Here is a 13,745-nt window from a genome sequence, read left to right as displayed (position 1 = left end):
CGGTTGATATGGCTGTTTACGCAATTACGGGCAAGCTCGGGAGTGGCAAGGGCAAGGCGGCAATCGATCAGATCAGGCGTTACCTGCGTGACGGTAAGAGGGTGGCTACAAACTGTGATGTGTTCCTCGAACACCTGATGCCAGCTCGGGATAGGAGTGTTGTTATTCGGGTTCCTGATAAGCCGTCTGCTGTGGATTTGTACATGATCGGCAGTGGTAATCGCTTTATCGATTTTGAGCCGATTTTGCAGCATGGCCGTGCCGGGATCACGGCTGTTGCGCCTTCGCCTAAGTTGCTGGCGGGGTTTGACGAGCATCACAATGGTGCGCTCATCCTCGATGAATGTGGTTCCTGGCTGAATACCCGCAATTTTCAGGATAAGGGCCGTGCTGAGATGCTGGAATGGGCTATCCATGCGCGCAAGTATGGATGGGATGTGTTTTTCATCATGCAGAACATCAGTCAGGTCGATAAGCAGTTGCGTGATTCGCTGCTTGAATATGTTGTCAGGCTGAACCGTTTGGATCGTATGCGGGTGCCAGTCTTAAGCCCTGCTATTGCGTTGATGACTGCCGGTGCTGCTAGCGGTAGCATGCCTCGCTTGCATATCGGTGTGGTGCGATTGGGGGCGTCTCCTGACGCTTTGGTGGCGGATCGTTGGTATTTTCGTGGTGATGATCTGAACAACGCTTACAACACGACGCAAGTCTTTTCCGATACCTATCCGCACGGTACCCACTCGCTGCTCTCGTCTTGGCACTTGTCCGCCGTTGCTGGTGTTCCTCCCGATTTCATCGGGCCATTGCAGGCGACGCCTGCTGCTTTGCCGATGTTGAGCTATCGCGCTCTTCCTCCTAAGCCACCTCACAAACATATGACTAAATTTCTCTTTGTTGCGCTGTGCCTTGGCGCCGCCCTGGGCGTGTTTGGCTATCACTTCGGTAAGCCAGTGCTTGCGCCGACGATTGTCCAAAAACAGCCCGAAATAGTTGCATCAAAAAATCTCACTGGCATTGGTTATATCGCGCGGGGAAGTGTCTACGTTGTCACTTTGTCGGATGGCCGTAGTGTTACCGCGTTGCGTTTTCGTTTCGTTGATGGCGGTTGGCTTGCGCTGGTCGATGCTGATACCTGGGTGAAGGGTTCGATGTGAAAAAATTATTTATACTGTTTATTTGGTTGCCGTGCGTTGCTTTTGCCGCAGGTCAGCCAGTCTCAATACAGCTTTCTTCCGTGTCGCTTGTCGCGTTTGCGCAGGCTACTTTCAAGAATATGTTGGCGCGTGATTTTGTCATTTCCCCGGAGGCTCTGGCCCTTGATCGCAAGATTACGGTGTCGGTGAGTTCCCTTGATGCTGATCGGTTGCCGACGTTTGTCGAGGGTATTTTGCGCGACCAGGGCATAGCATCTGAATTGCGCGATGGCGTCTACTACCTGCGTGCTGCGCAGTCTTCGGCTTCTGTTTCATCTGCTATTCGTCTAACGTCCGTTGATGTTCCGGGCGGCGATGCCGCTTCTGCGTTTTTTGATAGGCCGATATTGCGCCCTGTGCGTGCCGATGTTGAGGGTGGTGCTGTTGATCCGGTGCCGGGTGCCTCTGGCCGGCGGCGTGATGCTGAGTCTGAAGTGTATGCGCCGGCTGGCCGTTCGGCTGATTTCTTGGCGGGGGTTGTCGCGGCTGCGTTTGGTCCGCGTAGTGCGGTTGCGGCTGGCAATCAAATTGTGCTGACGGGTAGCGCGTCCGAGTTAAACAAAATGCGTGTCTTGCTCGGTGCGCTCGATCAGTTACCGCGCATGGTCGATGTGTCTGCGTCCTGGGTCGAGGTCACGGATAACGCCAGCTCGGGCCGCGGTATTTCCATCATGGCCAATGTGCTGGGTGCTAAGTTCGGCGCGTCGCTTGGCAGTGTCAATTCGGCTTCCGCCATCAGCTTGCGCAACACCAATTTCCAGCTGGTGATTGACGCGCTCAATACCGACGGCCGTTTCAAGCAAGTGTCGAATAGCCGCATTGTGGGCGACGATTATCAAAAGATGGTGCTGACGGTGGGCGATGAAACGCCGACTATTGCCAGCACGGGCAAAGACAATTCCGGCAACAGTGTTCAAAACATCGTTTACCGGCCTTCTGGCGTCATTGTCGACGTACTGCCCAAGGTGCTCGGCAACGGCAAAATCAATCTTGCCATCGATGGGCAAATATCCAGTTTCAAACCAACTGCCAGTGGCGTGACAGGTTCTCCCACGCTGATTAAGCGCCAGGTGAAAACGGCGGTGACGGTCAACGATGGCGAAGTGCTGTTGATTGGCGGCCTGAACGATGCGCAAACCGTCGATAGCTCCTCTGGCTTCTCGTTTCTGCCGTCTTCGTGGGCTGCTCGATCGGGGACGAAGCTGCATACCGATCTGGTGCTGATCTTGAGTGCGCAGGTTCCCCGAACGTCAGAAAAACGGTGACTTGTCACGTTAATTCCGGGGTGACGGCACAAGCGGCCCGGAGGGCAAAATCTTTGAGGGCATATCGAAGTCGGCGGTTGATTTTGAAGTAATGGCGTCAGGTGGCCCGTGCGCATCGGAGCGAGGAGCGACACGTTTTCAAAGTTTTAGCGGGTAGTCCGCCGCCACGCTTAGTACCGCGTCGCTTCACGTTGGCCAGTACGGCCCACCTCTGAAAAACCGTATTGAAAGTATGTACATGAAACAGCTTGAGGAAGACAAGACGATTGATCTACTCGGCCCGATTAAGCGGGGCAGGGGACGTCCGGCAACTGGCGCGGCAAAGACCAGTGCACAGCGGCAAAAAGATCGCAGGGATCGCTTGCGTGACGATGGCAAGGCATTTTTGACGGTGCATGTCGATGCGCAGGTGCTGGAAGGATTGAAGGCGTATATCCGCTTTAAAGACATTACGCCGGATCAGGTGATAGAGAAATTATTGCGTCAGCAATTGCTGCGCAAACGGTAGCGGAAAGCTTGGTGCCGCTATCTGCGCGCAGCGCGGGTGGCGGCGCGAAGCGCCGCTAAACTTGTATAAGGGACACTCAAGAACATAGCAGTAGGAAACGCAGTTACAGGCAAGTGCAGTACAGGATTTCAGATCAGTTTTTGATGGACAAAAAAAAGCCCCGGGCATCTACTAAATGTCCGGGGCCTTCGATAAACCTGCCGTTACAGGACTACCGAATGACCGAATTAGATTATGAAAACGCTTTAGCGTCAATTGATTTCTCGCCTATAGAGCCATCTGTGCAACATCGCCCGGAGTGGTGGGACGATGATGGGATTAAGAACACATGGAACGACAACTATACGGCCCGTAAGCGCGTTTTTCCGGACGGGCAGTGCGAAGTGACGGTAACCAAGCAACGGCACTTTGTAGGCCCGGCTATGCTGCTCAAGACGCGTGCTAAGCGTGGCGAGTCCGAGAACCGCGAAGCAAACGACGATGATGCTGGTCGTCGTGCAAAAAAGAACGTTCGGCTCTGTTGTAAGCAAATTGGCGCTGATCGTATGGTTACGTTGACATATCGGGAAAACATGGTGGATAGGGAAACCGCACTTAAACATTGGAAGGCTTTTTGCCGCAAGCTCGGCAAACACAAGCAATTTCACTATGTCGCTGTCATTGAGGAACAGGAGCGCGGCGCGTTGCATTTTCATGTGGCGGTGGCCGGTCGTCAAATGTATGCGCTCCTGCGCTCCATCTGGCAAAGTGTCCTGGGCCGTGGACCGGATGGGGAGCAAATGGGGCAAGTCAACGTTCGTGATCCGCATCGTTTCGGCTTTGGTGTCACTGGCGCGCATAAAATCGCCAGCTACATTGCCAAGTACTGCGGAAAGGAAATGCAATGCCGTACGCTTGATCAAAAACGTTATTTCCGGTCTAGGGGCATCGTGGTGCCTGAGATTCAATCGTGGCGGCTGCTTGGCTGTACATCCATGCTCGGGGCTGCCCAGGCGGCTTTTGCGGCCATTGCTGGGCATTCTATGGAAGGTTTGCAGACTTGGTGCAATAACGGGCTTGGCGTCGTCTACTTGGCAACTGCGCCGGGGGTGTCTAACCCATTGGATGGGTGCCCGTTTTAACTGCTATGAGGTCTTTTGGAATTCCTTATGATTATGAAGTGTGTTGATGGTTTGAGTGAGTAACGCGCTAAGGTGGGTTGGCGTGCCGGGCTGATGTAAATTGATTGCCATCACAAGGAATTGGGTTTCAATGTCAGCAATTTGTTCGTCTGATACTGTGTTGATAATTATTTGTGCAATTTTCTCACCAAGTTTTTTGTAGTGCGGACGCTCTTTAAAATATGCATCCAGTTCGCCGTCGCCTGTTAGCGTATGTAAGTCCATGATCTAATTCTTTCTAAATGAAAGTTTTACATCATTCTGAATTGCAGTTTTTCGATAGCTTTGATGAATGTCAAGGTTTCTAAAGATTAACGACATTTTCATGTTGGTTCGTAGCATAACGCAAATATTTACACTGTTGTATAGTTTGCATGGGGCAACATTTAAGGATTTGTAGATGGCTGGATTAGTTCTTGAAACTTTGCATGGAAAGACTTGGCCTGATGCGGTCGAACGCTGGCTTTCTGAAAAGTCGGACAAGGCTTCTCTGAATTCTGACAAGTGCATTTTTCGATGGCTGGAACCGTTGTTGGATGGATATGATATAAACGATATAAATCGTTCTGTGGTGGATGCTGTAACTAAGAAAAAGCGTGCTACCGGTGTCAAGAATGGAACTGTTAATAGGACGTTAGCGTTGTTGCGTTCTGTGCTAATCCGAGCTTGTGTCGATTGGGAGTGGGTTAATGCAATTCCGAAGGTTCGATTGTTGAAGGAGCCTGATCGTCGGGTGCGTTATTTGACTCACGAAGAGGCGTCCGCGTTACTGAATGAGTTGCCTGAGCATTTGTCGCATATGGTGGCCTTTAGTCTTGCTACAGGACTACGCAAGGGGAACGTAATTGGCTTGTGTTGGTCTCAGGTCGATCTTGTGCGCCGGGTCGCCTGGATCCATCCTGATCAAAGTAAGACACGTAAGGCTATTGTGGTGCCTCTCAATGATGATGCTATGCGCGTGCTTACTTTGCAGCATGGCCGTCATGCGGTGCGCGTTTTTACGTACAATGGTGAGCCTGTAATCGCCGCTACAACGGCAGCTTGGTATAAAGCGCTTAAGCGCTGTGGTATTGATGATTTTCGATGGCATGATCTGCGGCATACATGGGCCAGTTGGCATGTGCAGCAAGGTACGCCATTGCATGTATTGCAGGAGCTAGGTGGTTGGCAGTCGGCTCAGATGGTGAGGCGGTATGCGCATTTTTCTGCGGGGCATTTGGCTGTTCATGCCGCCAATTTGCCAGTGCTGATGGTGGCAAATGCTAGAATGCAAGTCGTGGGGCCGGAGGCTTCGGTGTGATGAGGTCGATGATGTGTCTCATAATCCGTTGGTGCCGTGTTCGACTCACGGGAGGCCCACCAGAATTTGCAGCATCGATCGAAGCCCCGGCGGGCCACTGCCGGGGCTTTTTTCGTGCTGTCGTACAATCGCGGCATGACGATTGATGAAGGATGAAACGAGATGACGGCTGAAGTGAAGATGGACGATATCGTGGTTGGTGATGGCAAGGCAGCTGCGCGTGGCGCGCTGATCACTGCGCATTACCGGGGCTGGCTGGAAGACGGCACGGAGTTTGACTCGTCGCACAAGCGGGGCGAGCCGTTTCGCTGTGTGTTGAGCAATAACAAGGTGATCCAGGGCTGGATTCTGGGTTTGCACGGCATGCAGGTGGGCGGCACGCGCAAGCTGTGGGTGCCGGCGGCACTGGCGTATGGCGAACGGCAGGTGGGCTTGATACCGCCGAACTCCAATTTGATCTTCGAGATTGAGTTATTAGAAGTGCTGACGCGCGATTGATCGCTTGACGCGCAATCAGGCGGGCAGGGGGTTTGCCTTCGCTCCGGCTTGTTGCGTGAGCAGTTGCTCGATATCGGCGCGCAGCGCCTGCTGGGTGGGGAAGTTGGCATAACGCAAGGTCACGTAACCGGCTAGCCTGAGCATGGCGTCGCGCTCCTGGTCCTGGCGTTCGCGCCCGGCGTGGCTGCTGTCGTCGAGTTCGATGATGGCGATGACGTTCAGTTGCTGGCTGCACAGGACAAAATCGGCCACCTTGCGGTCGAAACGGTTTCTGTTTGTCCGCCCCAGCGCCGTCACCAGCGCGGAAAACGCCACTTGCGCCAGCACCGTGCATTCCGGCAAGGCCGTCTGCAGCAGGTGGTACATCTGTTGCTCGCGCGCCGTCATGACGGGTTTCCTGTGCAGCCGCAGCGGCGCACGGGACCTGGCCGTCTGGCGCTTGGCCCGCATGACGTACAGCAGGACGAGCGCCGCGATGATAATCAGGAAAGTGAAATTCGGCATGGACTCGCTTCAAGGTGCGGAGTCCTGATGGTACGCGAGAAGCTGGCCATTTTGGCGTCTTCCCGCGCATTTCACATGGTGCGCTTGTTGCAGATCAAGCCTGTTTCATGTTGACTTGCATCTCGTTCAGCGCCGGCACGATGTCGTGCAGGCTGGCCACTTCATGGGTGGGGATGGCGGCCGAGGTATTGGCCATGCCGTCCGGGTTGAACCAGCAGCTGGCGATGCCGTAGCGGTTGGCGCCGAGGATGTCGGCGTCCAGCCGGTCGCCGATGATAATGCTTGTATCCTTGCTGAACGCGCGCGCCATGTTGGCCGCGTAGTCGAAGAAGCGCACGTCCGGCTTGGCGTGGCCGCACGCTTCCGAGGTGGCGACGAAGGAAATGTAGTCGCCCAGGCCGGAGGCGGCGATGCGGCGGTTCTGGATGGAGTCGACGCCGTTGGTGATGATGCCCACTTCGCCGATGCGCGAAAGCGTTTCGCACACCTGTTTGGCGCCGTCGATGAGCACGACCGTGTCCGGCAGCGAGTCCAGATACAAACGGCTGGCCAGTTCCGGGGCGACATCGATGCCTCCCTGGGCAAACGTCTTGCGGAAGCGCTCGACCTTCAGGAAATCCTTGGTGACGCTGCCCGTCTCGAAACGTTTCCACAGGTCGACATTGATCGCCTGGTAAAGGGTAAACAGCCCGTCGATGCCGTCGCGCAAGCCCAGTTCGTGCATGGTGTGCAGAAACGAGCGTTTTTCGGATGCCCGGAAATCGAGCAGGGTATCGTCGAGGTCAAACAGGAATAGCTGGTAGCTCATGGTATGTGTTGAAAGGAACTTGTCTTGCATCGTAGCACGTACTGCCGAGTTCGGTTGAGCGTGCCTTGTGCGGGGGATCCGCTACAATCGCTGCCAGACCCCTTACTTTCACTTCATTGCCTTTCATGACCCAGCTCTCCGTCAACGTCAATAAAATCGCCCTGCTGCGCAATTCGCGCGGCCGCAATTTCCCGGACCTGCTCGCGTTTTCCGCGCGCTTTCTCGACTTGGGCGCCGCCGGCATCACCTTGCACCCGCGCCCGGACCAGCGCCATGCGCGCTACGATGATGTGGCTGCTTTGCAGCGCCTGTGCGCGGAACGTGGACGCGAGCTGAACGTGGAAGGCTATCCGGCGGCGGAATTTCTGGAGGTCGTGAAAAGCGCGCGCCCGGCGCAATGCACCCTGGTGCCCGACATGCCGGGCCAGCTGACGTCCGATCACGGCTGGGATATCGAACGGCATGCGGCGCTGTTGCGCCCCGCCATTGCACAATTGAACGACCTGGGCATCCGCGTCAGCCTGTTCGTCGATGCCGGCTACCCGGCGCTGGAATGGGCGCGCGAGGTGGGCGCGGCGCGGGTCGAGCTGTACACGGAACGGTTTGCCGAGAGTCATGGCGGCGCGCAGGCCGATGCCGTGTTTGGCACATATCGGCAGGCGGCGCGGCGGGCGCAGGCGCTGGGGCTGGGCGTGAATGCCGGGCACGACCTCGATTTGCACAACCTGGCGCGCTTCCTGGACATACCCGGCATCCTGGAAGTGTCGATCGGCCACGCACTGGTGGTCGAGTGCCTGGAATTGGGCATGGACACGGTGCTGGGCCGCTACCTTGAGATATGTCAATCGTAGAGGGCTTGGGCGGCGACGCCCCGGTCGCTGCAGCCTGAGCCGGACTGGCCCTTCTTTGCTTTCCCCGCCGCCGAACGGCCACAGTAGATCGCGCAGGCGGGCGGTTGCGCCACTGGTCGAAACTCAATGCCGCCAGGCACCAGGCGAATGAATAGCGCCGCATGGTTGCCCTGCCGCAGATTCTGATAGCGGCCGTTGACGAAGGTGGCAATCACTGTGCCTTTCGTGATACCGCCTTTTTGCAAGGCATGGCGTTCCTCTGTGTGGCTGACGAAAGAGAGCGTACACAAGGCGTGAGTCAGCATCTCGACGTGGGCCAGGGCAATACGGAGCATTGACGCAGGTCATATCCCCACCTGTCACGTCAGCAACCTTACATATCCACCCACCAGTTAAGCAAGGTTTCATCATCGTCGTCATCAAGGTTGACGTAGATGTTGGCGAAGTACCATTCCACGCCCGTTGCCTCGCGGAAGGCGTCGAAGGGGCCGTTGACGCTGTAGATGCCGTGGTGTCCCGGCACGCTGAAGGTGAGATTGCCTTTGTACTGGCCGTCCAGGGTGCCGCCCAGCTGGTTTTGCACGTCGCGCTCGAGCAGGTCCACTGCCTCTTGCGGCACGTCGTCGGCATCGTAGATATGGATGCAGAAGTTGCCGCCGCGTTTTAAGACTTCGGCGGGGGCGAGCGGGTTGGCGATGTTGACGATGTCGCCGCGTGCCAGGTTCAGAGTCAGGCCGGGCGAGGCCAGCAGTTCGTAGACGTGCTCGTCGATCTGGCGCGCCGGCAGGGTTTCATACACGGGGCCGCTGCTGTTTTCACCTGCCAATACGCGGATGTGCGGCAAGCCTTCGCAATTGATGTCTTCCATTTATTCTTTCATAGTGCCGGCGCCATATTGTATGGGTGCGCCAGGGAGGGGGTTATGGCAATATTGTACCGGGTACGTACCGCCTGGCCAGGTACGCAACAGTGTCAACGGGGAGATACGATGGAGAATGCAGTGCAGGCAGGCGGCTGTTTATGTGGCGCCGTGCGCTTCGAAGTGACAGGCGAGGGCAGCAATCCGCACAGCTGTTCCTGCCGCAATTGCCAGCAGCACACGGGCGCGCCGACGGTGGCATGGGTGGAGTTTGCGCGCGATCAAGTACGGTGGACGGGCACAGCCGGCGCGCCGGCCACCTATCGTTCTTCCGAGTATTCCAGCCGGGCCTTTTGCGCCGCTTGCGGCAGTTCCATCGGCGCCATCGACGATGCGCCGACGGTAGCCTTGCTGGTGGGCAGTTTTGATGATCCAGCCCAGGCGGCGTTTGCGCCCGCATATTACTCGTTTGACGATGTCAGGCCGGGCTGGTGGCTGGTCGCCAGCGCCGCGACGGATTAGTTGCACCATGCCGCACCTGGCCTGCGGCGCGGCCTCAAGAACCCTGAATATGCAAAAGGCACGCCGCAGCGTGCCTCGATATCATGCCAGGCGGGTTGGCCCCAGCTTAGAAGCGGTAGCTGGCGCTGATGCGCAGCACCGGATATGCCTTGAAATCCTTGACCTTGTCGGCCAGTTTGTCATTTTCAGCGGCCACGTCCGTTTTCAGGGCGGCGCACACCAGCGGGTCGCAGCCGGTATTGCGCAGCGAGGTTTTTGGCGCCCCCTGGAACAATACGCCGATGTCGCTGGAAATGCCCCACCCAGCCTCTTTCACCGGGTTGCCCCAGCCGATGCCGATGTAGGGGGCGGCTTTGCGGAAATCGATGGTGCCGTCGAGCTGGCCGGCGCTGGCCGCCGTATAGGTGTTGCCGTTCAGTGTGTAGCTGCCATTCTTGTTGGGTTTGCCCTTGGCATCGATTTTGTTGCCGTTGTACACCACGCCGGCGCTCACGCGGAATGCGCCGTCCATGGGGAAGTAGTCGAGCAGGGCGTCGAAGGTGCGCAGCTTGAGTTTCAGCTTGTAGTCGACGTCTTCGGTACTGGAGTCGTAGGAGTAGTTCAGGAAGCCGACGCCGAAGCGGGCATGCAGATTCGATTGCAGCGGCACGCTCAGGTGTGCGCCGACGCCAGTCGTGCCCAGGTCGGCTGTGACGGCCATTTCGGCCTGGGCTAGGCTTGCGCAGAACATGCCAGCCAGCAAGGCGGCGATCAGGGGTTGCTGTTTCATGCTTACTGACTCCAGTCGTTGGTCTCATTACGCGTTAAATATTCCAATGGAAACAAAAGTTTCCATTGGGTAATTCCTGCGGGAATGATAGAGGCTGGATTGTTGTAAGGCAAGACGAAGTGGCGCATGGTGGTGCGAGGTGTTGCTTTCCTGCCGCACCACCTTGCGACGTGGTTTAATTGTGTGCACTGATTCCGCTGCGGAATTGTTCAAAACCGGCGCGGGCTGCTTTGTAGCAATTGCCGGCAGCCGCTTCCAGGCCTTCGCGGTCCAGTACTTCCACGGTGCCGCGGCGATACTGGATCAAGCCTTCGTCCTGCAGCTTGCGTGCCGTGACGGTGACGCTTTCGCGGCGCACGCCCAGCATGTTGGCCATGGTGTCCTGCGTGACCTTCAGCTCGTTCGACAGGGAGCGGTCGAGGCGGTCCAGCAGCCAGCGGCACAGCTTTTGTTCGATGCTGCAATGGCGGCCGCCGACGACGTTCTGCGCCATCTGCGCAAACATGGCGCTGGTGTAGCGCATCAGCAATTGTGCCAGGGCGCCGCCTTCATTGAACACTTCGCGCAGGAAAGCCGTTTTCAGGCGGTAGCCGTAGCCGGCGCTTTGCACGATGGCCGTGCAGGTGGCCCGTTCGGCTTCGTACAGCACCACGCCCGCCACGCCTTCGCGGCCGACGACGGCGATCTCGGTGGTGGCGCCGTCTTCCATCACATACAGCAGGGAAACGATGGCGTTGGTGGGGAAATACGTATATTCAATTTTTCCGCCGCAATCGAACAGGTGCTTGCCCGCAGGTAAGGCGACCAGTTCCAGTTGGCAAAACAGGCGTTCCAGGTCGGTGCGCGACAGGGCGCGCAGCAATTCGTTTTGTTGGGCGCCGGTGATGCTGATCATGGGCGTGGCCGGGGCTTTGGCCAGGGGGGCTTCCCAGCCATGCGGGGATACGGCGTGGCTGTTCGTTGCTGGGGTCAGGTTGCTATAAGCTTTGTACATGATATGGCCTCGTCTTCTGATTTTGTTGGATGGCGCTGCGCTTCCGGCTTGCTAGCGTTGTGCTGAATGTTGTATCCACTATAAGACGAGGGGGCGCGCACGGGCATCGGATGAGCCGACGTGCTTATGTAGGCTAGGAACATTGCCTCGTGTCATCCGACTCCTACGCCGTTTTTTCTTCATTTTTCGTCCGGCGATTTGGCAAAAATGTGACATGAAGCGGTATAAAGCGAACTTTAGCCGCGCATGGCGATCAAACCGGACTGCGTCCAGGAGGCGCGGTGATAAAATGTTGCAGTGCGGAAATTCTCTTGTCCGCCTCCCTGGCTCGCCGTGCCTTGCCCGCGTGTTTCCATCTCGCCCGCTTATCGCCTGGCTGTTGCCTGTTTATTTGCTGTTTATCGCCCGTTTGATTATCGAAGGAAGCAACGCATGAAATGGTTTTTTGATCTGAAAATAGCCACCAAGCTGATCTTGTCGTTTGGCGCCGTACTGCTGCTGACGGCGGCATTGGGCGTGTCGGCGATTTTTTCCATGGCGCGCATCAATGACGCGTCGACCGACCTGTCCGCCAACTGGATGCCCAGCGTGCTGGCGGCCATGTCCATGCGCGGCGATGTCAGCGATTTACGCCGCTGGGAACTGGCGCACATGCTGGCGGCCGCGGATTCCGACATGGCGCTCAACGAAACGCGCATGACGGAAACCCAGGCCAGGCTGAAGACGGACGGCGACAAATACCGCACTCTGATTTCCGAACCGGGCGAAAAGGAACTCTTCGAGCGTTTCCTGGCGCTTAACGATGAATTCATGCGCCTGCACGCGACCATGCTGAGCCTGTCGCGCGAGATGAAAAAGGAAGAGGCGCGCGCGCTGGCCGTGGGGCCTTCCGCCAAGGTCATGGCGGACATGATGGTGGTCCTCGACAAGCTGGTAAGCATCAATGCCGACGGCGGCGTGCGCTCGAGCGCCAGCGCCGACGCCACCTATGCCGCATCGCGCGCCAGCCTGATCGGCCTGCTGGTGGGGATCGTGGCGGTCGGCATGCTGCTGGCGCTGTGGGTGGCGCGCAGCGTGTCGCGCCCGCTGATCGAGGCTGTCGGCGTGGCGCGCCAGGTGGCGTCCGGCGATTTGACGGCGCATATTGTTGTGCAATCGCAAGATGAAACGGGACAGTTGATGCATGCGCTGAAGGACATGAACGCCAGCCTGCAGAATCTGGTGGGCCAGGTACGCAGCGGCACCGATACCATCGCCACGGCATCGAGCCAGATCGCGGCCGGCAACCAGGACCTGTCATCGCGGACGGAAGAGCAGGCCAGTTCACTGGAAGAAACGGCCTCGTCGATGGAGGAGCTGACGTCGACCGTGAAGCAGAATGCGGACAATGCGCGCCAGGCCAATACCATGGCGCAAACCTCGTCGAGCATCGCCGTCGAGGGCGGCAAGGTCGTCAGCGAAGTGGTGGGCACGATGGCGTCGATCAATGCATCGTCGCGCAAGATCGTCGACATCATCGCCGTCATCGACGGCATCGCTTTCCAGACCAACATCCTGGCGCTGAATGCGGCCGTCGAGGCGGCGCGCGCGGGCGAGCAGGGGCGCGGCTTTGCCGTGGTGGCCACCGAAGTGCGCAACCTGGCGCAACGGTCGGCCGCGGCGGCCAAGGATATCAAGGTCCTGATCGGCGACTCGGTCGACAAGGTCGAAGCGGGTTCCCGGCTGGTGGATCAGGCTGGCCGCACGATGGATGACATCGTGGCCAGCATCACGCGCGTGACGGACATCATGAGCGAAATCACGGCCGCCAGCAACGAGCAGAGCGCCGGCATCGAGCAAGTCAACCAGGCGATTGCCCAGATGGACCAGGTGACCCAGCAAAATGCGGCCCTGGTCGAAGAGGCGGCCGCGGCGGCCGAATCGATGCAGGAGCAGGCTGCCAGCCTGAGCGAGGTGGTCAGCATCTTCAAGCTCGATGCCGCCAGCGCCGCCGTGCGCCCGCCGCGCCCGGCCGTGAAGGCCGCCGTGGCGGCGCGCTCGCCGGCGCCGATGCCGGCGTCCCGTCAACTGGCCGCCACTACGCGCGCCGCGCGTCCGACGGCGCCCGCCGACGAGTGGGAAAGCTTTTAAGAGGCCTTGCGCGCTGTCCTGGCGTGTTTTTTGGCAGGCGGCGTGGCCGCCGCCTGCTGGCGCTGCTGCCATGCGCGCAGCGCGTCCTCGTAGGCGGCCAGGTCTTCCTGGTACATTTCCAGCACGCAAAAGGTGCAGCCGCTGTGGCAGCATTCGTCATTGCCTGGCTTGACGGGCGGCTGGGGCTGGGGATCGTGCGGACGGGAAACAGTGGACATGGTGGCGGGAGCGGGCGGCAAGGGCGTCAGAGCAGGCATGATACGGCATTCGGGCGGGCTGTCGCTGGAACGCTTTTTGCTCAAAAATCACGGTTTCCGTGTACAGTTGCGGTGAATTAGGGTATCGTTTACAGCACTGATATTGTATCTTCTGCGCGCGATGTTC

Annotated in this window: 17 protein-coding genes; 9 read left to right on the top strand and 8 right to left on the bottom strand. The window is 57.9% G+C overall.

All coding sequences use genetic code 11. The annotated features are described in order from the left end of the window. The first annotated feature begins 8 nt into the window (after positions 1–8). From AC07VI_RS03095 to AC07VI_RS03080, 4 genes are all read left to right on the top strand, one after another. A complete protein-coding gene (locus AC07VI_RS03095; protein ID WP_086143879.1) occupies positions 9–1,154 on the top strand; it encodes a zonular occludens toxin domain-containing protein in 1,146 nt (381 codons plus the stop codon). Beyond that, entirely contained in the window at positions 1,151–2,458 is a 1,308-nt protein-coding gene (locus AC07VI_RS03090) for a type II secretion system protein GspD (protein WP_492995666.1), read from the top strand. Before AC07VI_RS03095 ends, AC07VI_RS03090 begins: the two co-directional genes overlap by 4 nt. Positions 2,459–2,696: 238 nt before the next feature. Continuing rightward, complete coding sequence (locus AC07VI_RS03085; protein ID WP_139842373.1) at positions 2,697–2,966, top strand: hypothetical protein; 270 nt, start codon at positions 2,697–2,699, stop codon at positions 2,964–2,966. A 218-nt stretch (positions 2,967–3,184) separates the two neighbouring features. Next, positions 3,185–4,087, top strand: a complete 903-nt coding sequence (locus AC07VI_RS03080; protein ID WP_086143882.1) for a rolling circle replication-associated protein — start codon at positions 3,185–3,187, stop codon at positions 4,085–4,087. A 3-nt stretch (positions 4,088–4,090) separates the two neighbouring features. Here AC07VI_RS03080 and AC07VI_RS03075 read toward each other — a convergent pair whose 3' ends face one another. Next, the gene (locus tag AC07VI_RS03075) at positions 4,091–4,351 is read right to left on the bottom strand and encodes a hypothetical protein (RefSeq protein ID WP_086143883.1); all 261 of its coding nucleotides are present in this window, start codon (positions 4,349–4,351) and stop codon (positions 4,091–4,093) included. A 175-nt stretch (positions 4,352–4,526) separates the two neighbouring features. On the opposite strand from AC07VI_RS03075, the gene AC07VI_RS03070 reads away from it, so the two are divergent. Further along, positions 4,527–5,426, top strand: a complete 900-nt coding sequence (locus tag AC07VI_RS03070; protein WP_492995663.1) for a tyrosine-type recombinase/integrase — start codon at positions 4,527–4,529, stop codon at positions 5,424–5,426. Positions 5,427–5,588: 162 nt separating this feature from the next. Continuing rightward, entirely contained in the window at positions 5,589–5,924 is a 336-nt protein-coding gene (locus AC07VI_RS03065; protein ID WP_492995661.1) for an FKBP-type peptidyl-prolyl cis-trans isomerase, read from the top strand. A 15-nt stretch (positions 5,925–5,939) separates the two neighbouring features. On the opposite strand, the gene AC07VI_RS03060 is transcribed toward AC07VI_RS03065, so the two are convergent. Next, positions 5,940–6,428 carry a DUF2726 domain-containing protein gene (locus AC07VI_RS03060; protein ID WP_086143886.1) on the bottom strand — a complete coding sequence of 163 codons (489 nt, stop codon included), beginning with the start codon at positions 6,426–6,428 and terminating at the stop codon, positions 5,940–5,942. A gap of 94 nt (positions 6,429–6,522) precedes the next feature. Beyond that, on the bottom strand, positions 6,523–7,236 hold the full coding sequence (locus AC07VI_RS03055) for a YjjG family noncanonical pyrimidine nucleotidase (RefSeq protein ID WP_086143887.1): 714 nt from the start codon (positions 7,234–7,236) through the stop codon (positions 6,523–6,525). A 125-nt stretch (positions 7,237–7,361) separates the two neighbouring features. Here AC07VI_RS03055 and AC07VI_RS03050 point away from each other — a divergent pair, with 125 nt between their 5' ends. Further along, a complete protein-coding gene (locus tag AC07VI_RS03050; RefSeq protein WP_086143888.1) occupies positions 7,362–8,087 on the top strand; it encodes a pyridoxine 5'-phosphate synthase in 726 nt (241 codons plus the stop codon). On the opposite strand, the gene AC07VI_RS03045 is transcribed toward AC07VI_RS03050, so the two are convergent. Together AC07VI_RS03045 and AC07VI_RS03040 are read right to left on the bottom strand one after the other, a co-directional pair. Next, positions 8,078–8,422: a BPSL0067 family protein gene (locus AC07VI_RS03045; RefSeq protein WP_492995658.1), complete on the bottom strand. Its 345-nt coding sequence runs from the start codon at positions 8,420–8,422 to the stop codon at positions 8,078–8,080. The genes AC07VI_RS03050 and AC07VI_RS03045 overlap by 10 nt on opposite strands. Positions 8,423–8,460: 38 nt before the next feature. After that, positions 8,461–8,955 (bottom strand): DUF4265 domain-containing protein, encoded by a 495-nt coding sequence (locus tag AC07VI_RS03040; protein ID WP_086143889.1) that lies wholly within the window; start codon positions 8,953–8,955, stop codon positions 8,461–8,463. Positions 8,956–9,075: 120 nt separating this feature from the next. Between AC07VI_RS03040 and AC07VI_RS03035 the strand changes: the two genes are divergently transcribed. Beyond that, on the top strand, positions 9,076–9,468 hold the full coding sequence (locus AC07VI_RS03035) for a GFA family protein (protein WP_086143890.1): 393 nt from the start codon (positions 9,076–9,078) through the stop codon (positions 9,466–9,468). A gap of 106 nt (positions 9,469–9,574) precedes the next feature. Here AC07VI_RS03035 and AC07VI_RS03030 read toward each other — a convergent pair whose 3' ends face one another. Both AC07VI_RS03030 and AC07VI_RS03025 read right to left on the bottom strand, forming a co-directional pair. Further along, the gene (locus AC07VI_RS03030; RefSeq protein WP_172404647.1) at positions 9,575–10,237 is read right to left on the bottom strand and encodes a hypothetical protein; all 663 of its coding nucleotides are present in this window, start codon (positions 10,235–10,237) and stop codon (positions 9,575–9,577) included. Positions 10,238–10,412: 175 nt separating this feature from the next. Continuing rightward, entirely contained in the window at positions 10,413–11,132 is a 720-nt protein-coding gene (locus tag AC07VI_RS03025; RefSeq protein WP_086143994.1) for a Crp/Fnr family transcriptional regulator, read from the bottom strand. 531 nt (positions 11,133–11,663) lie between these two features. Here AC07VI_RS03025 and AC07VI_RS03020 point away from each other — a divergent pair. Further along, entirely contained in the window at positions 11,664–13,361 is a 1,698-nt protein-coding gene (locus AC07VI_RS03020) for a methyl-accepting chemotaxis protein (protein ID WP_086143891.1), read from the top strand. Here AC07VI_RS03020 and AC07VI_RS03015 read toward each other — a convergent pair. Further along, the gene (locus AC07VI_RS03015) at positions 13,358–13,618 is read right to left on the bottom strand and encodes an oxidoreductase-like domain-containing protein (RefSeq protein WP_226935405.1); all 261 of its coding nucleotides are present in this window, start codon (positions 13,616–13,618) and stop codon (positions 13,358–13,360) included. The genes AC07VI_RS03020 and AC07VI_RS03015 overlap by 4 nt on opposite strands. Between the last annotated feature and the right edge of the window lie 127 nt (positions 13,619–13,745).

The sequence above is a fragment of the Janthinobacterium sp. GW821-FHT03A03 genome, from assembly GCF_059421435.1.
This window is presented reverse-complemented; position numbering and strand designations above follow the sequence as displayed.